19 protein-coding genes are annotated in these 18,051 nt (G+C 51.9%); 5 read left to right on the plus strand and 14 right to left on the minus strand.

Annotated features, from left to right (window positions below; translation table 11 throughout):
• Genes INT21_RS14995 through INT21_RS15005 form a run of 3 tightly spaced genes read right to left on the minus strand, consistent with a single transcriptional unit; the run spans position 1 to position 2,632 of the window.
• Complete coding sequence (locus tag INT21_RS14995) at positions 1 to 204, minus strand: hypothetical protein (protein ID WP_089038462.1); 204 nt, start codon at positions 202 to 204, stop codon at positions 1 to 3.
• Positions 201 to 2,261 (minus strand): 3'-5' exonuclease, encoded by a 2,061-nt coding sequence (locus tag INT21_RS15000; RefSeq protein WP_193085396.1) that lies wholly within the window; start codon positions 2,259 to 2,261, stop codon positions 201 to 203. The genes INT21_RS14995 and INT21_RS15000 overlap by 4 nt, the downstream gene beginning before the upstream one ends.
• Positions 2,258 to 2,632: a response regulator transcription factor gene (locus INT21_RS15005; RefSeq protein ID WP_038484719.1), complete on the minus strand. Its 375-nt coding sequence runs from the start codon at positions 2,630 to 2,632 to the stop codon at positions 2,258 to 2,260. The genes INT21_RS15000 and INT21_RS15005 overlap by 4 nt, the downstream gene beginning before the upstream one ends.
• Positions 2,633 to 2,786: 154 nt before the next feature.
• Between INT21_RS15005 and INT21_RS15010 the strand changes: the two genes are divergently transcribed.
• Positions 2,787 to 3,845: a tRNA-queuosine alpha-mannosyltransferase domain-containing protein gene (locus INT21_RS15010; protein WP_193085397.1), complete on the plus strand. Its 1,059-nt coding sequence runs from the start codon at positions 2,787 to 2,789 to the stop codon at positions 3,843 to 3,845.
• Positions 3,846 to 3,898: 53 nt separating this feature from the next.
• On the opposite strand, the gene nth is transcribed toward INT21_RS15010, so the two are convergent.
• The 7 genes from nth to rsxA are packed head-to-tail and all read right to left on the minus strand — an operon-like array spanning position 3,899 to position 9,784.
• The gene (nth, locus tag INT21_RS15015; RefSeq protein WP_172420925.1) at positions 3,899 to 4,537 is read right to left on the minus strand and encodes an endonuclease III; all 639 of its coding nucleotides are present in this window, start codon (positions 4,535 to 4,537) and stop codon (positions 3,899 to 3,901) included.
• Between the two features lie 15 nt (positions 4,538 to 4,552).
• Positions 4,553 to 5,254 (minus strand): electron transport complex subunit E, encoded by a 702-nt coding sequence (locus tag INT21_RS15020; protein WP_193085398.1) that lies wholly within the window; start codon positions 5,252 to 5,254, stop codon positions 4,553 to 4,555.
• Entirely contained in the window at positions 5,251 to 5,886 is a 636-nt protein-coding gene (gene rsxG, locus INT21_RS15025) for an electron transport complex subunit RsxG (protein WP_193085399.1), read from the minus strand. The genes INT21_RS15020 and rsxG overlap by 4 nt, the downstream gene beginning before the upstream one ends.
• Positions 5,883 to 6,932 (minus strand): RnfABCDGE type electron transport complex subunit D, encoded by a 1,050-nt coding sequence (locus INT21_RS15030; RefSeq protein WP_193085400.1) that lies wholly within the window; start codon positions 6,930 to 6,932, stop codon positions 5,883 to 5,885. Before INT21_RS15030 ends, rsxG begins: the two co-directional genes overlap by 4 nt.
• Positions 6,929 to 8,608 carry an electron transport complex subunit RsxC gene (rsxC, locus tag INT21_RS15035; RefSeq protein ID WP_193085401.1) on the minus strand — a complete coding sequence of 560 codons (1,680 nt, stop codon included), beginning with the start codon at positions 8,606 to 8,608 and terminating at the stop codon, positions 6,929 to 6,931. The genes INT21_RS15030 and rsxC overlap by 4 nt, the downstream gene beginning before the upstream one ends.
• On the minus strand, positions 8,595 to 9,197 hold the full coding sequence (gene rsxB / locus INT21_RS15040) for an electron transport complex subunit RsxB (protein WP_089038454.1): 603 nt from the start codon (positions 9,195 to 9,197) through the stop codon (positions 8,595 to 8,597). Before rsxB ends, rsxC begins: the two co-directional genes overlap by 14 nt.
• A 5-nt stretch (positions 9,198 to 9,202) precedes the next feature.
• Entirely contained in the window at positions 9,203 to 9,784 is a 582-nt protein-coding gene (gene rsxA / locus INT21_RS15045) for an electron transport complex subunit RsxA (protein ID WP_038484695.1), read from the minus strand.
• Positions 9,785 to 10,031: 247 nt separating this feature from the next.
• On the opposite strand from rsxA, the gene INT21_RS15050 reads away from it, so the two are divergent.
• Genes INT21_RS15050 through INT21_RS15060 form a run of 3 tightly spaced genes read left to right on the plus strand, consistent with a single transcriptional unit; the run spans position 10,032 to position 12,405 of the window.
• On the plus strand, positions 10,032 to 11,195 hold the full coding sequence (locus INT21_RS15050; protein WP_193085402.1) for a Na/Pi symporter: 1,164 nt from the start codon (positions 10,032 to 10,034) through the stop codon (positions 11,193 to 11,195).
• Positions 11,196 to 11,215: 20 nt separating this feature from the next.
• Positions 11,216 to 11,446 carry a hypothetical protein gene (locus tag INT21_RS15055; protein WP_193085403.1) on the plus strand — a complete coding sequence of 77 codons (231 nt, stop codon included), beginning with the start codon at positions 11,216 to 11,218 and terminating at the stop codon, positions 11,444 to 11,446.
• A complete protein-coding gene (locus tag INT21_RS15060) occupies positions 11,443 to 12,405 on the plus strand; it encodes a PstS family phosphate ABC transporter substrate-binding protein (protein WP_226930663.1) in 963 nt (320 codons plus the stop codon). The genes INT21_RS15055 and INT21_RS15060 overlap by 4 nt, the downstream gene beginning before the upstream one ends.
• 132 nt (positions 12,406 to 12,537) lie before the next feature.
• On the opposite strand, the gene metG is transcribed toward INT21_RS15060, so the two are convergent.
• The 4 genes from metG to INT21_RS15080 form a co-directional block, all read right to left on the minus strand.
• Positions 12,538 to 14,574, minus strand: a complete 2,037-nt coding sequence (metG, locus tag INT21_RS15065; protein WP_193085404.1) for a methionine--tRNA ligase — start codon at positions 14,572 to 14,574, stop codon at positions 12,538 to 12,540.
• Positions 14,575 to 14,673: 99 nt separating this feature from the next.
• Positions 14,674 to 14,955 (minus strand): hypothetical protein, encoded by a 282-nt coding sequence (locus INT21_RS15070; RefSeq protein WP_038484684.1) that lies wholly within the window; start codon positions 14,953 to 14,955, stop codon positions 14,674 to 14,676.
• Positions 14,956 to 15,168: 213 nt separating this feature from the next.
• Positions 15,169 to 16,350: a 1-acyl-sn-glycerol-3-phosphate acyltransferase gene (locus tag INT21_RS15075; RefSeq protein WP_193085405.1), complete on the minus strand. Its 1,182-nt coding sequence runs from the start codon at positions 16,348 to 16,350 to the stop codon at positions 15,169 to 15,171.
• Positions 16,351 to 16,408: 58 nt separating this feature from the next.
• Positions 16,409 to 17,347: a recombination-associated protein RdgC gene (locus INT21_RS15080; protein ID WP_193085406.1), complete on the minus strand. Its 939-nt coding sequence runs from the start codon at positions 17,345 to 17,347 to the stop codon at positions 16,409 to 16,411.
• 158 nt (positions 17,348 to 17,505) lie between these two features.
• Here INT21_RS15080 and INT21_RS15085 point away from each other — a divergent pair, with 158 nt between their 5' ends.
• On the plus strand, positions 17,506 to 17,940 hold the full coding sequence (locus INT21_RS15085) for an acyl-CoA thioesterase (protein ID WP_193085407.1): 435 nt from the start codon (positions 17,506 to 17,508) through the stop codon (positions 17,938 to 17,940).
• Positions 17,941 to 18,051 lie beyond the last annotated feature (111 nt).

The raw sequence follows: 18,051 nt of genomic DNA on the forward strand, positions 1-18,051 counted from the left end.
TCAGCGTCCCGAACGTTGTTCCATTAACCAGGCGGTGAGGCCAATTACCGCGCCCCAAGCAATAAACAGATAAAGCGGTAACCAGCTCATGCTCAAAGAGGTGAGCCGGTCAACCATGATAATCAGCGGGGGGCTGAAGAGCAGTATTGCTAGGGCGAATAAGGCTATTAAACGCTCGATTTGCCGTGAGCCTGGATGTTTCATGAGGCGCTGGCATCTTGGCGATCAAACGCGTTGGCCTGCAGCGCCAACAGCTGCTCTAACGTATCCACGCCACGTGCTTCAAGCCGGGGTAACAACGCTAGCCATAATTCAGCGGTTACACGGGCGTCACCAAGCGCCGTGTGGCGAGTGCCTGGTGGGAACGTCAGGTCGTAGCGTTGTGCCAACGTATCTAAATCATGCCCATCTAACGCTTCGTCTAATGCTCTTGAGATTAATAAGGTGTCGATGACAGGCAAATCAAAGACAACCCCTTTGTTAGTAATGGCGAGCATATCAAACGCGGCATTATGCGCTAATAAAACCGCTTCACCGACGTAATCTCGAAAGCGCGTTAGGACAATATCAAGGGGCGGTGCACCGACCACATCAGCATCTGTCAATCCGTGTATTGCTGTACTGGTAGGGGGGATTGAGCGTTTCGGGTCGACTTTTTGATCAAAAACTTCGCTGGCCAACAGGCGAGCGTTAACCACCCGACAAGCCCCCAGGCTAATCACCGTATCCCCTCGGCGTAGCTCAAGACCGGTGGTTTCAGTATCAAACGCAACCACCTCTAAACTGCGTAACGTGCGGTTAGCCAATTCCTCATCGGGCGGCGGCAGGTCAGCAATGCCGAAATCATGGAACTCTGGTCGCGGAGGTGCAGTTTCTCGAGGCGCCCCAACGCGCTCCATGGCTGGTAGCGGCAGGCGCAGGCGTGCATGAATAGCATCATCGTCAGCAAGGCTCCAAATATCGCTCGCATGCTGACGCAGTACGTCAGACACCAGCGGATTAAGTGGTAGCGATGGCAGGGGCTGGCGACGCCATTTCGCTAGCTCATGCTCTGGCAAGGGGCTGCCTTGCCAAATTAAGTCCAAATAAACCCGCTTGTTGCCAAGGCATATCTCACCTTCAAAATGGCTAACCGGCAGGTGAGAGTTAAGATGCTTGACTAAGGAATCAAACAGAACAATCAGTGCCGGTGCGTCGCCTTTAAACCAGGCAGGCATGCCGACGGGGGTGATGAGTCGATGCGCTGGATCTAAGCGTTCATCCAGGGCTTGCCAGAAGTCATTCGACCACATGGGAGTCAAACGCTCACCTTGATGTTGCAAATCGTCCAATAACTGTCCGATTTGACCAACATTATCACCTAGGGTAGCGCCTTCCTCTTGGATTACCTGCTCGAACCGCTGGCGTAACATAGGGTTCTCGGTGCCGTTATGGCGCAGTTGTATCAGTGCATCCGCTGCACTGGTCAGGCTTGCCGTATGCTGGCGTAGTAGGGGGAGCTTGGTGGCGAGTTCTGCTCTAACACCCATTTCATTTGACCAGGAAGCGGTTGCATCGCTAAACGTTAGTAGTGTTTCTCCATCACTGCCAGGAACTCGACGTAGCACGACCTTTAACCAGCGGTTATCACAGGGGGCAAGCAGTTCGCGGGGCGAACCATCCGCGGGAAGTTGGCTAAGCGCTTGTTGTAGGCTGGCAACGGGTAGTAGCGCTTCTAAGCGTTTACCCAAGCCCAACGCCGTATTATCGACAAAGAAATCTTCCGCGGCCTGGTTGAATAGCATCAAACGGCGGTGGTGGTCACATAGTAATAAGGGGGTTTCGAGTACTTGCAGCAGCGTTTCTAATTCGCGACGTATTTTTGCGGCGCTACGTGCGCCATCGGCATGAGCCGTGGCTAATTGATTGCGGTCAATGCGCCAACTCTCGCGCACTCTTCGTAGGTCAGGGCCAAGCCCTTTCAGCCAGCCTTCTGGTAGGTGTTCATCACGAGCATCTGGGTTTGCCACTAATCTGGCCAGTTGAACCTGCAAATGGCGTAGAGGGGTGAACAGCATGCGTTCTAGTAGCAGGCCAACTAAAAATATCGTCGCACCGCCGGAAAAACTGCCCAACCAGAGCGCTACACGGGTAGGGCCAGTAGGCGAAAGCTGAGCATCCAGCCACGCAGCAAAAATAGCGCCTCCCAGCAAGCTGATACCACTTAGCAGCAGCCATAGGCCAATGAGTCGCTGACGTTTAGGGAGCCCGTCGCGGGTCATTGTGGGTTGCCATTGAGCAGTGATTTAACTTTTTCAATTAGCGACTGGGTCGAAAACGGTTTGGTGATGTAGTCATCAGCCCCTAGCGCTAGGCCTTTCTCACGTTCGATATCTCGCCCATGGGCGGTCAGCATAATGACCGGCAGTTGGGCCGTCGCTTCTGAACGGCGAAGGTGCTCAAGTACATCAAAACCGCTGATTCCGGGCAGGCTGATATCAAGCAGCAGCAGGTCGGGGGCGGAATCGTTGATACGTTCGAGTGCGGCTTCTCCGTCGTAGGCGGTGACAACTTGAAAGCCTGCCTGCTCCATTAAAAACTCCAGAGACAGTACAATATTGGGCTCGTCGTCGACCACGAGTACTTTGGCCATGATGCCCTCCCTAAAGGGGTCGTTGTTAGGTGTTTGATTAGAGTGTATGTAGCGCGGCAGGTTAGGCCAAGACGACCTTGGCCGAATGCTCGTAATGTCTCTCATCAAGTGGCTGCTGTTTACTTCGCTTAGTGGGCTTTTTATTAAGGTGTTTATGCGCGTTTTATTATTGTCTGCTTACGAGGCTGTTAGTCACCGCTATTGGGCCCACAGTCTGATGGCCGAAGTCAACGATCTCTCTTGGACGTTGCTTAGCTTGCCACCACGCCACTTTTCGTGGCGAATCCGCGGCAACCCATTGAGTTGGTGGTTAAAAGAGTACGAGACGCTGAGTGAATCCTATGAGGTTATATTAGCCACTTCGATGGTCGATATTGCTACGCTCGTTGGCTTATTTCCGCATTTAGGGCGTGCCAGAAAAATTGTTTACTTTCATGAAAACCAGTTTGCCTACCCGGAGTCTAGCGATCAGATCTCCCAGGTAGAGGCCAAGATGGTCAATTTATACGCGGCGTTGGCGGCGGATACATTAGTGTTTAATACCGCTTACAACCGCGACTCTTTTTTTGACGGCGCGCGGCGGTTGTTAAAAAAGATGCCTGAAAACCTGCCAGCAGCTAAACCATTAGAGCGTTTACGCCAACAGTCAAAAGTGTTGCCCGTGCCAATAATGCCGCTAGCGGCTTCTCCCCAGACAAACCCACACCCACGGCGGATTATTTGGAATCATCGCTGGGAGTACGATAAAAATCCCGAGGATTTCTTTGCAGTACTGTTCAAGCTGAGTGAGCAGCAGGTTCCTTTTGAGCTGGCGGTGATTGGGCAGCGCTTTCGGGAGGTACCTGCCATTTTTGATGAGGCAGAAGAACGCTTGGCGGCGCATACGATTTGCTGGGGGCCGCAGCCAGAAGCGGATTATCGAGCGTTGCTAGCGGGCGGCGGTATTGTGGTCTCCACTACATGGCACGAGTTCCAGGGGTTAGCCATTATGGAAGCTGCCCAGCGCGGCGCGATTCCGCTAGTACCCGACAGGCTGTGTTTCCCCGAGTTATACCCGAACGACTATCGCTTTGATGGCACACAAGAGGGGCTTTATCAACGACTGCACGCTTGGTTAACTGACCCCGCTAGCCAACCAGCACTGTTGAATACCCAGCAGTGGCAGTGGCCCGAATGGCGTCGCGCTTACCGTGCGCTTTTGATGGGGCACTGATCACTGCATTGTTGGTCGAGACAAGGCTTTGTTCAGGTTAACAGCCTGCGGGCTTAAGCAAGTTCGGTTTTGTCTTGATAGTCGCACAGGTCTTCAATAATACAGCTGCCGCAGCGGGGCTTACGGGCAATGCAGGTATAGCGCCCATGAAGGATCAGCCAGTGGTGGGCGTCCTGTTTAAATGCCTTAGGAACATGGCGTAGTAGCTTTTGCTCAACCTCAACGACATCTTTGCCTTTGGCGATACCCGTGCGATTAGAAACTCGAAAAATGTGCGTGTCTACGGCGATGGTGGGCTGGCCAAACGCGGTGTTTAGAATCACATTGGCGGTCTTTCTGCCTACCCCCGGCAAGGCTTCCAGCGCTTTGCGTGTTTCAGGCACCTCGCCACCATGTTGATTTATCAGCAAGTGACAGGTTTTCATCAGGTTTTCGGCTTTAGTGTTAAACAGCCCGATGGTTTTAATGTAACTTTTTAGCCCATCGATACCCAGATCAATAATCCCTTGCGGCGTATTGGCCACAGGGAAAAGCTTGTCAGTGGCCTTGTTAACACCAACGTCCGTCGCTTGAGCAGACAGCAGCACCGCGGCTAGCAGTTCAAAGGGCGTGCTCCAGTTCAGCTCAGTCGTGGGATGGGGATTCTCCGCCTGTAGGCGAGCAAAAATTTCATGACGCTTTTGGGCATTCATCGGATGTTCTCTTGGTTATTTGATGGTGCCAGTAACACGTACTCGACGATCTGTTCGGGGCACTGCTTGAGCAGGTTGCGCGCGAGCGCTACGGCGTTGATCAAGTACATTCTTTAGCGCAATCAATAGCCCCGCAACGAAAAAAGCCCCGGGTGGCAGCACGAAAAACAAAAACTGATAATCATCTACGAAAGTGAGTTGCCAGTTGCTGGCAATAGGCCCAAATAGTAGCGCCATATCGCTAAACAGTGTGCCTTGCCCAAGCAACTCGCGAAGTGCCCCGAGCAGAACCAATACGCCACCGAACCCAAGGCCCATCATAAATCCATCAATGGCAGCCGGTATGACTGGCTGGCGGGAAGCGAACGCATCTGCACGCCCTAAAATGGCGCAGTTAGTAACAATCAGCGGAATAAAAATTCCCAATACTTGGTAAAGCGAATAGGCAAATGCAGCCATTAAAAGCTCTGCACAGGTAACAAAGGCGGCAATCACCATGACAAAGGCGGGCAGTCTTACTGCGCTGGGAACCTGGTGGCGAATCAGTGAAATAGTCGTGCTAGCACCCACCATGACAAGCAAAGTGGCGAATGCCAGCCCAAGTGCATTGACAACGCTACCACTAACAGCCAGTAAGGGGCATAGCCCCAATAGCTGAACGAGAGCAGGGTTATTCGACCATAGGCCGTTTCGGGCTAGTTCGCGCCACTGACTCATTGGCTGGACTCTTCGAAGGTAATAGGGAGTTCTGTTTCGGTGACATAGCTCAATACACTATGGACGGCGTTGACGACTGCGCGTGGCGTAATGGTGGCGCCCGTAAAAGCGTCAAAGTGGCCACCATCTTTACGCACGGCCCATCCACCCGGTGGCAGGCTGTTTAAACTCAAGCCATTAAACTCGGTTATCCAGTCACTTCGCTGGCGCTCAATATCATCGCCAAGCCCAGGCGTTTCTTGGTGTTGGGTAACGCGCACACCGGTAATGCGTTGTTGCTGGTCAATGCCCACCAGTAGCCGAATTTCGCCATTGTAACCTTGGCGAGTAACGACCGGCAGGATGACGACCCGCTGATGATCGCGCTGGGCGTACCATCCCTGTTGAGGTTCGGGGTGCCCCAGTTGTTCCGGGTTAGGGAGCTCGAATACGCCATCTAAAACCGTTTGAACCGCTATATCTGTTAATGCGGCAGGCAATACATCCTGCAGTTGGCGGTGTTGATAGGCTAGCTGATGATCAGCGATACGCTCGGCAGTCACCGCCCGGGTTAACGCAACGCTGCCAGCAGTGACCAGTGAGAACATTCCTAAGGCGAAAGCGCCGCGTAGCATGGCTTGGCGGGGCGTCATGGTGACTCACCGTGCTTTGCATGCTGCTGTGCTTTAGGCTGGCCCGTAGGGCGTGGCACGGTATAGATATCCAATAGCGGTACACATAAGTTCATCAGTAAAACGGCAAATGCTACTGCATCGGGGTAGCCGCCAAATGTGCGAATAATCATGACCAAGGCGCCAATTCCTGCGCCAAAAAACAGTTTTCCTCGGCGGCTGGTTGCCGCTGAAACGGGATCAGTGGCAATGAAAAAGGCCCCAAACATTGTGGCACCCGTGGTGAGGTGAAACAGTGGTGACGCAAAGTGGCTTGGGTCGCTGGCATAAAAAAACGTGGCAAGCACTGCCATGCTTACAAGCATCGAGACAGGGATATGCCAGCTGATAATCCGTTTGGCAATTAATAGCAGTCCACCTGCTAACCAGGCTAGCGCGACGTTGCGCCAAGCGTTCAATGTTCCTTCAGGTAAAGGCTGACTAGCCCAAAACTCGCTGGCCAGTACCGCTTCACCTTTATGTTTAAAGGCATCTAGCGGCGTAGCACCACTTAGCGCATCAAGTGTGGAGGCCGGTAAGGTACCGCTTATCTGGGCCCATAGGTTTTCAGAGATTAGTGGCTGCGGCGGCGACCATAACGTCATGTAAGTGGGAAACGATACGAGTAATAGTGCGTAGCCCACCATGGCGGGATTGAAAGGATTCTGGCCTAGGCCGCCATACAGTTGTTTAGCAACTACGATGGCCGCAATAACGCCTATCCCAATGAGCCACCAGGGGCTAGCAGGTGGTAGCGATGCACCTAACAGTACGCCGGTTAATACTGCACTTGAATCTCTAAGCGCAGGCTGTAACGGGCGCTGGCGAAGTTTTAACACCAGCGCTTCGGCGCCGAGTGCAAACAGGGCTGCTAAAAGCACATTACTAATAACGCCCAGGCCGAAGTAAAACGTCATTGCGGCAAGACCCGGTGCGGTGGCGACGATCACCCATCGCATTAGATGGGCGGTGGGTGGCATCGTATTTAATGATTCAGTCGTTCGCTGCGAGGCGTGCATCATGCTCATGGCGATTCCTGTTGTGCCATCGTGGCGCGAGCTTCAGCCAGCCGGGTATCAGCTGCCTTAAGGTTTTCTTGGGCGGTGGCCAGTTGAGTTTCTAAATCATCGTGGCGCTGACTTGGGTCTTCTGCTGCAGCCCTTGCGAGGGTTTTTTCAGCTTTTCTCACTGCCGCTTTAGCGGCGGTTTGAGCAATGCGCAAACTGCGTAAATCCACCACTGGCGCTGCACTGTCGGTTGCCTTTGAGCTATCTGACGTCTGACGGCTTTGTGCCTGCCTCGCTTGGCGACGAGCTTGCTTCTCGGCATTCTCGCGCGCCAGTCGAGCCTGACGAAATTCAAATCGATGTTTAGCGTGCTCGGCTTTGGCGGACTCAATGCGCTTAACGCGAATACGCTGCTTTGCCGAACGATAGTCTTGTACTAATGGGATATAACTAGGGCAAACATAACTGCAGGCACCGCACTCAATACAATCAAATAGGTGGAATTTTTCCAATGTAGCGTCGTTCTCTGCACGGGCATACCAATGCAGTTGTTGCGGAAGAAGCTGAACAGGGCAAACACTTTCACAGGCACCACAGCGAATGCAGGGAGATTCACTGGGGGCTGGAGGAAGTTCTTCACGGGTGGCTGCAATCAAGCAGTTTGTCGTTTTGGTCACCGGGACATCAAGTGTTGTGAGTGGTAAGCCCATCATCGGGCCGCCCACAATGACTTGATGAAGCTGTTGGTTTGCTAACCCTACCTGCTGAAGCAGCGTTTCAATAGATGTGCCAATACGCACCCAGTAGTTGCCTGGTGTGCTGATGGCGTCTCCCGTCAAGGTGACAATTCGCTCGACCAAAGGTTTACCATCACGTACTGCATATAGCGCTGCCAGCAGTGTGCCGGGGTTGTGGCAGAGAACACCAACATCGGCAGGAAGGCCACCACTGGGAACATCAAGGTTGAGCAGTTTTTTGATCAATTGGCGCTCACCACCGCTGGGATAGCGGGTCTCGATGACCTTCATCGTTATGCTCACTGGATGCTGGCAGTCAGACTGTTGAAAGTGAGAGAGCGCCTCTTTTAATGCATGGATCGCTTCGGGCTTATTATCTTCAATACCCACCACAATCTGACGGGCACCACAGAGCCTAGCGACTATTTGCGCGCCTTCCAGTATCTCGGTTGGATAGTGGCGAAGTGCCAAGTCGTCTGCGGTGATATACGGCTCGCATTCGGCGGCGTTGACGACGAGCGTATCAATGCGCTGATGATCCGCTATTTGGGCTTTGATATAAGCGGGAAAACCGGCACCACCAAGGCCTACTAGCCCGCAGCTGTCTAGTCTAGCAATGATCGCTTGGTGGTCTTCGCTACGCCAGTCAAGCGAGGGCAGCAGTTGCCAGCGGTCTAAGCCATCGGCATCGATGGTGATGGCGGTATCACTAATCTGAGTCACTGTCCCGCTAATACTGGCGTGCAGGTTGGCCGATACCATGCCATCTCGTTGGGCAATCAGGCTACCTACCTGAACTGCATCTCCAATAGCAACACAGGGGATCGCGGGATTACCTGAATGCTGTTTGAGCGGAAGTGTTACCCGGGCAGGCGGAGTCGCGTTGCGAAGCGGCGATTGGTTCGAGCGATCTTTTCGTTCGGGCGGAGTAATGCCACCTGGGAATTCATAGGCCGGCATGCTGGCTCCTGGTTAGCTGGCGATCGCTGGCAATTAAAGGTGCTATGGTGACGACAGGCTGCCATTGGTTGAGAGGCTTGCTTCTGGGCAACATATCAATACAGTCTACGGGGCAGGGTGCAACGCACAAATCGCAGCCGGTGCATTCATCTTCTATCACCGTATGCATTTGCTTTGCAGCGCCAATAATGGCATCCACTGGGCATGCTTGAATGCACTTAGTGCAGCCAATGCACTCGGCTTCACGAATAAATGCAACGCTATCTTCGCTGGCTGCTTCGCCATCTAGTGGCACAGGCTCTCGGCCTAATAAGTCTGCTAATGCGTGAATAGTCGCTTCGCCGCCAGGCGGACACTTATTCAAAGCATCGCCCTGATTGATGGCTTCGGCATACGGCCGACAGCCTGGGTAACCGCACTGGCCACATTGGGTTTGTGGCAGCAGCGCATCAATCTGCTCTACCAGCGGGTTCTCTTCGCCCTTGAAGCGCACACTGGCCATTCCCAGTAGTGCCCCAAACGTTATTCCAATTCCGGTCAACACACCCACTGCACTGAGAATGCCCCACCAAGAAAATATGTCTCCCATGGCGGTTACCCCTGCGCTAATCCTGAAAAGCCGAGAAAGGCCAGTGACATAAGGCTCGCTGTGACCATTGCAATGGCGGCACCTCTAAACGGGGTTGGTATATCAGCATTGGCCAATCGCTCGCGCATCGCTGCGAACAGCACCAAAATCATCGAAAACCCAAGCGCAGCACCCAAGCCATAGAGAGTCGTATGAAAGAAACTCAGCTCGCGGTTAAGTGATAACAGGGCAACACCAAGTACCGCACAATTAGTCGTAATCAGCGGTAGAAAGATACCCAGCACTTGATGCAATAGGGGGCTGAGTTGGCGCACCATGATTTCGGTAAATTGCACGACGGCGGCAATAACAACGATAAAGCTGATAGTGCGAAGATAGGTAACGTCCAAAGGCACAAGTAAGCCATGATAGACCACATAGCTAGCGGCAGATGCTAGTGTCAGCACGAACGTCGTCGCTAGCGACATACCCATCGCGGATTCCAGCTTATTGGAAACCCCCATAAACGGGCAGAGCCCTAAAAACTGTACCAATACGAAGTTGTTGACCAGTGCAGTGCTGACCAAAATCAAGAAGAGTTCATTCATAGCGGCGTATTGTGCGCAGAAAAATCGTTGCTGGCTAGTAGGGGGAGCGCTATGACTGACTATTGAGCAGAAATAAGCTCTAGGTCAGCAGAGCTTATTTCTGCCCTGACGATGCCCACCCCTCCCTTAAATGCCGGCAGAGGCAAGCTTAGGCCTTGACCTTGAAAGCGCTTCGAATCTGTCATCAAACCGACATCATCCCGGCATACCCTCATCAAAATTAAAATCAGCTAGGGAGGGGGAACACATGTCGACTTCAGGAGTTGTCTTACCGACGCAGGGGGAACGCCCTGGGACGTCGCAATGGCTATCATGGTTAATTGTCATTGGACTGGTTTATTTGTTGTTAGCTGCGGTGGGGGCTATCGGAGACGGTTTCAAGGCTGCTACCGCAAGCAATGCTAAGGAGCTATTTTCATTTGCTACTAATCCAATCATTGGGTTAGTTATCGGGGTTGTCGCAACCGCGCTAATTCAGAGTTCAAGCACTGTAACCGCTATCATTGTGGGGATGGTGGCAGGGGGCTTGCCAGTCAGTATTGCGATTCCGCTCATCATGGGAGCCAACATTGGTACTTCGCTGACCAGCACCATCGTCAGTTTAGGCCATGTTCGTAGTGGTGAAGAGTTTCGCCGTGCCTTCTCTGCCGCGACGGTACACGATGCGTTCAATATCGTTGCCGTGGCTATACTGCTTCCCTTAGAAATGATGTTTGGTTTTTTAGAAAAAACCTCCGCCTTGCTGGCGGGCTTTTTTGTTAGCGATGCCAGCGTCGACATGAAAAGCGTCAATTTCATGAAAATGGCGATTTCACCTGCGACCGACTTGCTGAGCGCCTCGGTATCGTGGCTGCCGAATCAGGTCTGGATGGGCATTGCGCTGATTGTTATTGGGGTGGCACTCATCCTCTTTGTGGTAACGGCGATTGGTAAAGTATTGCGCAAGGTCATGGTGGGTAAGGCGCGTGACATCATGCATGCAAGCGTGGGGAGAGGGCCTGTCTCGGGTATGTGTTCGGGGGCAATCATTACGCTGTTGGTGCAGTCGTCCTCTACCACCACAGCACTGATTGTGCCACTTGCTGGCACGGGGGTATTTAATCTCAGGCAGGTCTATCCGTTCACCTTAGGTACCAATGTGGGTACCTGTATCACTGCGTTGCTCGCTGCAACGGCGATAAGTGGCCCAACGGCGGTATTGGCTATGCAGATTGCCTTGGTGCATCTGATGTTTAACCTAGTGGGCATACTAGTCATATACGGCCTGCCTTTTCTACGTGGCGTTCCACCTAGCATTGCCACTGGCCTTGCGGAGCTGGCACAGAAAAACAAACTCTATGTGGTGGCTTATATTTTAGGTGTTTTCTTTGTGCTGCCATTGCTCCTGATCGGGGCGAGCCAGTTGTTTTGATCTAAGGGGATGGAATTGGTATGAGTTCACAACGCAGAATTGAGACAGAAGCACGTATTCGCGAACTACGTGAATCGATTGATGAACTGGAAGCACAGTTGGCTGAGGCGTCCACCCAGGAGCGGGAAGAGCATGAGCAACATGAGCTGATCGACCAGCTTGATCAGTATATTGATGCTGTAGATACCAAAGTGAGTGGCCTTAAAACCTTCTGGCAAGTTCTCAAGAAAGAGCTGGGGGGAAGGCAATGACTAATTCAACACGTGGATATTCCTACTCCTTGATGACGTCAGGACTACTATTGGTCCTTTTGCTTCAAGGCTACAGCGAGGATAGCCACTCCATGGAGGCAGTCGCAACTGGTGATTTAACTGCCAGTGGTTCCAGCACCGTTTATCCATTGACGCGAGAAGCAGCACGTCGTTATGAGCGTGCCAATCCAGATGCCAATATTGCCGTCGAGTTCACTGGAACAACGGCTGGTTTTGAGAAGTTTTGTGCGGGCGAGATTGATATTAATAATGCCTCGCGGCCAATAGACGAAAGTGAACGGGCCGTGTGCGAGTCTAATGATGTAGCGTATGTGGAAGTGCCTATTGCGATGGATGCGATTTCGATCGTGGTGCATCCATCCAACCGCTGGGCAAACGATATTACTGTCGACGAACTTCACAGGCTTTGGTCTCCGGCGTCAGAAGGCCAGGTCATGACATGGCGTGATGTTCGCGCAAGTTGGCCAGATGAGCCCATTGAGCTGTTTGGTCGAGGACAGGACTCGGGAACTTATGACTACTTCACAACGGCCATTGTAGGCGCGACCCGTAGTAGCCGGATGGACTACGTTGCCAGCGAAGATGAGGAGTTTCTAGCTGCGCAAATTGCTGCTGAACCAGGTGCTTTGGGTTTTTTTGGTATCGGCGGATATCACCGTCACTGGAATGAGCTAAAGCTCCTCGCGGTGGCCAATAGTGATCAACCCGTATTTCCGACCCTGGAAACCGTCAAGCGTGGTGAATATACCCCCTTATCTCGTCCGCTTTATCTTTACCTGAACAGACAAAGTGTCGAGGAAAAACTGGAACTTCACCGTTTTGCGATGGCCTATGTCGAAGACATTCGTGACTGGATTCATTTTACCGGCTACCTTCCGCTTGAAGAGCAGGAGTATGCCGACACCCTTGACGCGCTTCGCCAGCTTGAGAGTCAGTGAGGGAGTCACAAGCTAGCCGCATATTAGTTGTTTTCTGGGTAGCTCATTGTCGCTAAGAGATGGGCAAAAAAAAAGGGGCTAAGGCTGTAGCAGGCCTTGCCCCTTATTAGTTACTTATTAACGTATTTGCCGTTAAGTTACACGCTGCCCTGGTTCTGCACCGGCATCGGGGGATAGTAGGTAAATGCCTTCTTTGTTAGCAGATGCTAATACCATACCTTCTGATAAACCGAAGCGCATTTTACGGGGAGCTAAATTAGCTACCATGATCGTCAAGCGGCCCTCAAGTGCTTCTGGTGAATAGGCCGAACGAATACCTGAAAAGACATTACGTGTTTCACCACCTAAATCCAGCGTAAGCTGGAGCAGCTTGTCAGCACCTTCAACGTACTGTGCCTTGGCAATGCGGGCAATGCGTAAATCAACTTTAGCGAAATCTTCAAAGCTGATTTCTGCCGCAATCGGTTCTTCCGCCAGGGGACCTTTGGGAGTGTTTTTCAGCTTCTGTTCTTCCACTAAATCCTCCTTGGATGCCTCAATCATAGCGTCAATCTTATCCCGTTCAACACGCGTCATTAATGGCTTGAATTTGTTGATTGAGTGATTGACGAGTACGCTATTGCGGCTGTCCCAGTCGAGTGATTCGATCGCTAGGAATTCACGTGCCTGTTCGGCCATGCTTGGCACCACAGGCGCAAGGTAGACCATCAACTGGCGGAACAAGTTGATGCCTACTGAGCAGATTTCCAGCACTTCGGCGTCACGGCCTTCCTGCTTGGCTAGTGCCCAGGGGGCCTTGTCGGCGATGTACGTATTGGCTTCATCGGCCAATTCCATAATTTTGCGCATGGCCCGGCTAAATTCACGCGCCTCAAAATCGTCAGCAATCTCGTCGCCTGCCGCGATAAAGCGCGCGACCATTTGTGGTTCGGCGCAGTGTTCAGCCAGCTTACCGCCGCCCAGTTTTTTCACAAAGCCGGCGCAGCGGCTGGCAATATTGACAACTTTTCCTACCAGATCAGAATTAACCCGCGCAGAAAAGTCGTCGAGGTTAAGATCCAGGTCATCCACTTTGGACGTTAATTTAGCGGCAAAGTAGTAGCGTAAATACTCTGGATTTAAATGTTCAGCGTAAGTAGCGGCTTTGATGAAAGTGCCACGAGATTTCGACATCTTGGCACCGTCTACAGTTAAGAAACCGTGACAGTTGACCGCAGTCGGCGTACGAAGGTCTGCACCATGCAACATGGCAGGCCAAAACAGGGCGTGGAAATAGACAATATCTTTGCCAATGAAGTGGTAAACCTCTGCATCGGAATCCTTCTTCCAAAAGGTATCGAAGTCGATCCCTTCCCGATCACATAAGTTCTTAAAGCTTGCCAGATAGCCGATGGGGGCATCTAGCCAGACATAGAAGTATTTACCTGGAGCATCGGGAATTTCAAAGCCAAAGTAGGGCGCATCTCGGGAGATGTCCCACTCATTAAAGCCCGACTCGAACCACTCCATCAGCTTGTTACGAATTTGCGGCTGTACATGGCCGTCATTAATCCATTGCTGAAGAAATTCAGCAAAGTCTGGTAGCTTGAAGAAGTAATGCGTAGAGCTACGTACTTCTGGTGTTGCCCCAGAAATAGCGGAGACAGGATTGATTAAGTCAGCAGGCGTGTAAGTGGCACCGCACTTTTCACAGTTATCGCCATATTGATCATCGGCGCCACATTTAGGACACGTGCCCTTAATAAAACGGTCAGCTAGGAATAGGCCCTTTTGCGGATCAAACATTTGCTCAATATCGCGGGTGGCAATATGGCCTTTATCACGCAAGCGGGTGTAGATCAGTTCGCTAAAATAGCGGTTTTCATCTGAATGGGTGGAATGATAGTTATCAAATCCCACGCCAAAGCGGGCGAAATCTTCCTGATGATCCTGGGAAACGCGCTCGATCAGGGCTTCGGGCGTAATACCTTCCTGCTCAGCCCGCAGCATAATGGCAGTGCCGTGGGCGTCGTCGGCACAAACGTAGTAGCACTGCTGTCCACGACTTTTTTGAAAACGCACCCAAATGTCGGTTTGGATGTACTCAAGAAGATGACCCAAGTGAATGGCGCCATTGGCATAAGGAAGCGCGCTTGTCACCAAGATGTTGCGCGGGGCAGTATTTGACATGGTGAATGATAATTCCGGTTAGGCAGTGCAAATAAAGACGGCGAAGTAGGGGTGCGCTTCGCCGGTAACGTCAACATGCTGCTTACAGCTATTTCTCCACTAGTAGAGTGCCTGCTCTTCCTGAACGACTTCACGCAGAAGCTCTAAAAAAAGCTTGTCAGCTTCAGAGTGCTCAGTGGGGTCTTCGGGAATATGGACGCTAGTAGTGTCGGAGATTTCGTTGGCAATTTTGGCCATTACGGCAGGGCTGTTGCCTTCGACTAGCTGCTGTCGTGCAATCGCTAGGGATTGTTCTAAGATTTTTGGGTCTTGGAGCAGCTTGCGAATAAAATCGCGTAGTTCATTAATAATACGTGTTTTTTGAATTTCTGATGCGGACATTGGTGTTCTCCTTAAGACCGCGCTTGAGGGATGTTCAAGCGAGACCAATTAATGCTTTGACCATAGCACTTTTTTAACAGCTGAGCATGGGTTCCTGGAAGCATTGGATGCAGTCTATAGGCTTTTACTAGCACACTGTTCCAGTACGTTTGCTCCAGTATGTATGTTTCCAGTACGTATGCTTCCAGTACGTATGCTTCCAGTACCTGCGCTTTAAAGGCTTAGGCGCCCAGCCTTGTGTTTGACAGGGTTGGCGTATTGTTCCAACCAATAAGGCCGCAACGCTTCAGGTATACTTGCCAGCCGAGCGTTAAAACGCTCTCTGTCTTGACGCGTTATCGTTTTGCGGGCGATCAGTTCTGGTGATTCGCCTAGGGCTTCCAGTGCTAAATAATGGCTAGGAAACAGGCGATAACCACCGATCACTTGGCGGTCAATTTCCGCTGCCACTTCATCCGGCGTTGCCATATCAGCGCCTACCGGGCTACCAAAGCGCAGTTGTACCCGACCCTTGGGACCGGTGATGCCTGACACAATAGAGCGAATGTCCTCGAATTCGCTTTTCGCGTAACTTCCTTCGGTAGCGATATCGTGGAGTTCCTGAGCTTTCTGTTGGTCGCAAGGGTCGTATTCGTAGCTAATCGATACCGGCACCAGTTTCAACTCGGCAATGGCGTCACCGAATACCATATCCCGGTCGGCGTTGCGTCTGGCCATGGTCAGCATTTTGATGATGGCGGGGTCGGTGCGATCAATGCCATTTTTAGCACGACCCTCTCGCTGCGCCATCCAAATAGAGTGCTGATCAACAGTAATTGAGTGACGGATATAGGCTGATAACTGCTGATATGCCGCCAGCATCGCACGCTTGCCTCGGGCACTGCGCGGTACAATAAAACTTTTGTTTAACCGCATCAGATCGGTGACGTAGGGCTTTTTCAGGAGGTTATCTCCGATCGCAATACGCACGGTATCGCGACCCGCCAGATAAAGCGCATAGTTCACAAAGGCGGGGTCTAGCGATATATCGCGATGGTTGCCTATAAACAGGTAAGCGCTGTTGTTATCGAGCTTATCAAGCCCAGAGACTTCGAAGGCATCCGTGGTGGTGCGAATCATGCGCTCCATATAGCTGGCGATACGCATCTGGAAGTCATATACGGATGTAACGCCCTTTACTTCACGACGGACGGCATGGCCTGCTAAGGCGCGGGCAATGGGAGGCGCCCACTTGGCCATGCGCGGAAGCCTGAACTGAGTCAATGCATTTAAAAGCTCGCTATCATGTGATAGGCGCTCAAGAACATCGGCCACTTCATGATCCATATAGGGGCGAATGTCAGCCCAGGGGTCGTTGGCGGTGTCAGCGTTAAGTGCGTTGTTGTGATGAGTCATGCGATCCGTTGGATATAGGCAGAAATAAACAGTTTATATCAGCAGGCTAACGGCTGAATTAAGCGTCTGGCTGCGTAGCAGCTTCGCGCTGAGCTTCACCACCCAGCCACTCGATTAGGCGAGGAATATCGTCAGAAAGTGCCTGCGCCATCAAAATAAAATCAGTTTCTAAGCGAGCAAGTGCATCATCGCCATCATCTGCGTGATCAGCTTCCTCTATTAATGCATCGCCAAAACGCAATGATTTCAGCGCTAAATCATCATGCAGAACAAAGCTTAAACGACCTTCCAGGCTAACTGCGAGCTTGCTGGCTTGACGTCCGCTTTCAAGCAGTTGCTGGATCTCGTCGCTGTCTAGATCAACTTGGCGAGCGCGCAGCACGCCATCATCGCCTTTGGCTTTTAACTCAACCTGATCCCCTAACACAAGATCAGCTGGGCGGCTTTCCGCTTCGCCCAGCCATTGCGTCATCGCACGGATAGGCAGTGTTTGTGATGTCAGCGGCATGACTTTCAAGCTACCCAGCGTTTCACGCAGAAGATCCAGTACATCTTCTGCCCGTGTACGAGAGCTGGCATTGACGCCAATTAATTGATGACGCGTATCCCACCATAAATCGATCTTCTGACTGCGAACAAATGCGCGGGGCATTAGTTCCTCAGTGACTTGCTCTTTCAGCGCCGTTTTTTCTTTGCGCGTCACCTTGCGTCCTTCGCTGGCTTCGATATCAGCGACTTTATCGTCCACTTCCTCTTTTACTACAGACGCAGGAAGCAAGCGCTCTTGGCGCAGGGCTGAAAGTAGTCGGTGGCCTTGGATTTCATGCAGCCGCTGACCACCACCCAGTCGTCCTGCCGGGGCTGTCCACCCTAAGCGACGCGCATCCGCACTGCCTAGCGGCTTGGCTGCATGCTCGTCGAGTGCATTCGCTAGTGTATCGCTGTCAAGCTCAGGGGCGCCGTGAAGGCGGTATAAATGTAGGTGCTTAAACCACATGTCACCAATCCTATTTAAAAGGTGGCACATTATGGCGAAACCAAGCCTTTCCTACCAGCGCCTTAGGGGATTGCCTTGTTGTTGCACTGGTTTAAAACTTGTGTTTGATTTGAGAAGTTTTGTGAATGGTTAACAGATTTTTAGAAATGGGGGGTGTTATGTCTACAGCAATATCCAGTGTTGCGCTGCGAGTGCGTGGTTACCATTTAGACGGCTACGGTCACGTCAACAACGCGCGCTATCTTGAATTTATGGAAGAGGGGCGATGGGCTTTTTTTGATGACCATCCGCGCCTGATAAATCAGCTTCATAAGGCAGGCCGAGCGTTTGTCGTGGTCAATTTGAATATTGATTATCGAGCGGCCGCTGTTCAGAACGATGATTTGCAGATTATGACCGGCATAGTAGACGTGGGTGATCGTAGCGCGATTTGCCATCATCGAATTGTGCGTCAAGACGGCGTACTGGTTGCTCAGGCAGATTTGACCTTTGTGCTGCTAGATGTGAAGGCGAATAAGGCCGCTCCTATTGAAGGAGACGTGCGAGAGGTGTTTGAGGGGCTTGTGGCCGATAAAGACGCCTTTTTAGCGTAAAGCGTAATGCCGTTGCCACTGACTGCCCATGGTGCTTATGCAGTGGTATGATGGTGCTGACTCTGCGCGCCGCCTTGTTGTGGTATCAAGGGCGGCTTTTTTAAGCGCTTT

The sequence above is a fragment of the Halomonas sp. 3F2F genome (genome assembly GCF_014897805.1).
Classification (GTDB): domain Bacteria; phylum Pseudomonadota; class Gammaproteobacteria; order Pseudomonadales; family Halomonadaceae; genus Vreelandella.

What these genes read in the sequence shown, in the direction of transcription:
- INT21_RS14995 (WP_089038462.1), bottom strand. Translation starts at nt 204, where the DNA reads ATGAAACATCCAGGCTCACGGCAAATCGAGCGTTTAATAGCCTTATTC.
- INT21_RS15000 (WP_193085396.1), bottom strand. Translation starts at nt 2,261, where the DNA reads ATGACCCGCGACGGGCTCCCTAAACGTCAGCGACTCATTGGCCTATGG.
- INT21_RS15005 (WP_038484719.1), bottom strand. Translation starts at nt 2,632, where the DNA reads ATGGCCAAAGTACTCGTGGTCGACGACGAGCCCAATATTGTACTGTCT.
- INT21_RS15010 (WP_193085397.1), top strand. Translation starts at nt 2,787, where the DNA reads ATGCGCGTTTTATTATTGTCTGCTTACGAGGCTGTTAGTCACCGCTAT.
- nth (WP_172420925.1), bottom strand. Translation starts at nt 4,537, where the DNA reads ATGAATGCCCAAAAGCGTCATGAAATTTTTGCTCGCCTACAGGCGGAG.
- INT21_RS15020 (WP_193085398.1), bottom strand. Translation starts at nt 5,254, where the DNA reads ATGAGTCAGTGGCGCGAACTAGCCCGAAACGGCCTATGGTCGAATAAC.
- rsxG (WP_193085399.1), bottom strand. Translation starts at nt 5,886, where the DNA reads ATGACGCCCCGCCAAGCCATGCTACGCGGCGCTTTCGCCTTAGGAATG.
- INT21_RS15030 (WP_193085400.1), bottom strand. Translation starts at nt 6,932, where the DNA reads ATGAGCATGATGCACGCCTCGCAGCGAACGACTGAATCATTAAATACG.
- rsxC (WP_193085401.1), bottom strand. Translation starts at nt 8,608, where the DNA reads ATGCCGGCCTATGAATTCCCAGGTGGCATTACTCCGCCCGAACGAAAA.
- rsxB (WP_089038454.1), bottom strand. Translation starts at nt 9,197, where the DNA reads ATGGGAGACATATTTTCTTGGTGGGGCATTCTCAGTGCAGTGGGTGTG.
- rsxA (WP_038484695.1), bottom strand. Translation starts at nt 9,784, where the DNA reads ATGAATGAACTCTTCTTGATTTTGGTCAGCACTGCACTGGTCAACAAC.
- INT21_RS15050 (WP_193085402.1), top strand. Translation starts at nt 10,032, where the DNA reads ATGTCGACTTCAGGAGTTGTCTTACCGACGCAGGGGGAACGCCCTGGG.
- INT21_RS15055 (WP_193085403.1), top strand. Translation starts at nt 11,216, where the DNA reads ATGAGTTCACAACGCAGAATTGAGACAGAAGCACGTATTCGCGAACTA.
- INT21_RS15060 (WP_226930663.1), top strand. Translation starts at nt 11,443, where the DNA reads ATGACTAATTCAACACGTGGATATTCCTACTCCTTGATGACGTCAGGA.
- metG (WP_193085404.1), bottom strand. Translation starts at nt 14,574, where the DNA reads ATGTCAAATACTGCCCCGCGCAACATCTTGGTGACAAGCGCGCTTCCT.
- INT21_RS15070 (WP_038484684.1), bottom strand. Translation starts at nt 14,955, where the DNA reads ATGTCCGCATCAGAAATTCAAAAAACACGTATTATTAATGAACTACGC.
- INT21_RS15075 (WP_193085405.1), bottom strand. Translation starts at nt 16,350, where the DNA reads ATGACTCATCACAACAACGCACTTAACGCTGACACCGCCAACGACCCC.
- INT21_RS15080 (WP_193085406.1), bottom strand. Translation starts at nt 17,347, where the DNA reads ATGTGGTTTAAGCACCTACATTTATACCGCCTTCACGGCGCCCCTGAG.
- INT21_RS15085 (WP_193085407.1), top strand. Translation starts at nt 17,506, where the DNA reads ATGTCTACAGCAATATCCAGTGTTGCGCTGCGAGTGCGTGGTTACCAT.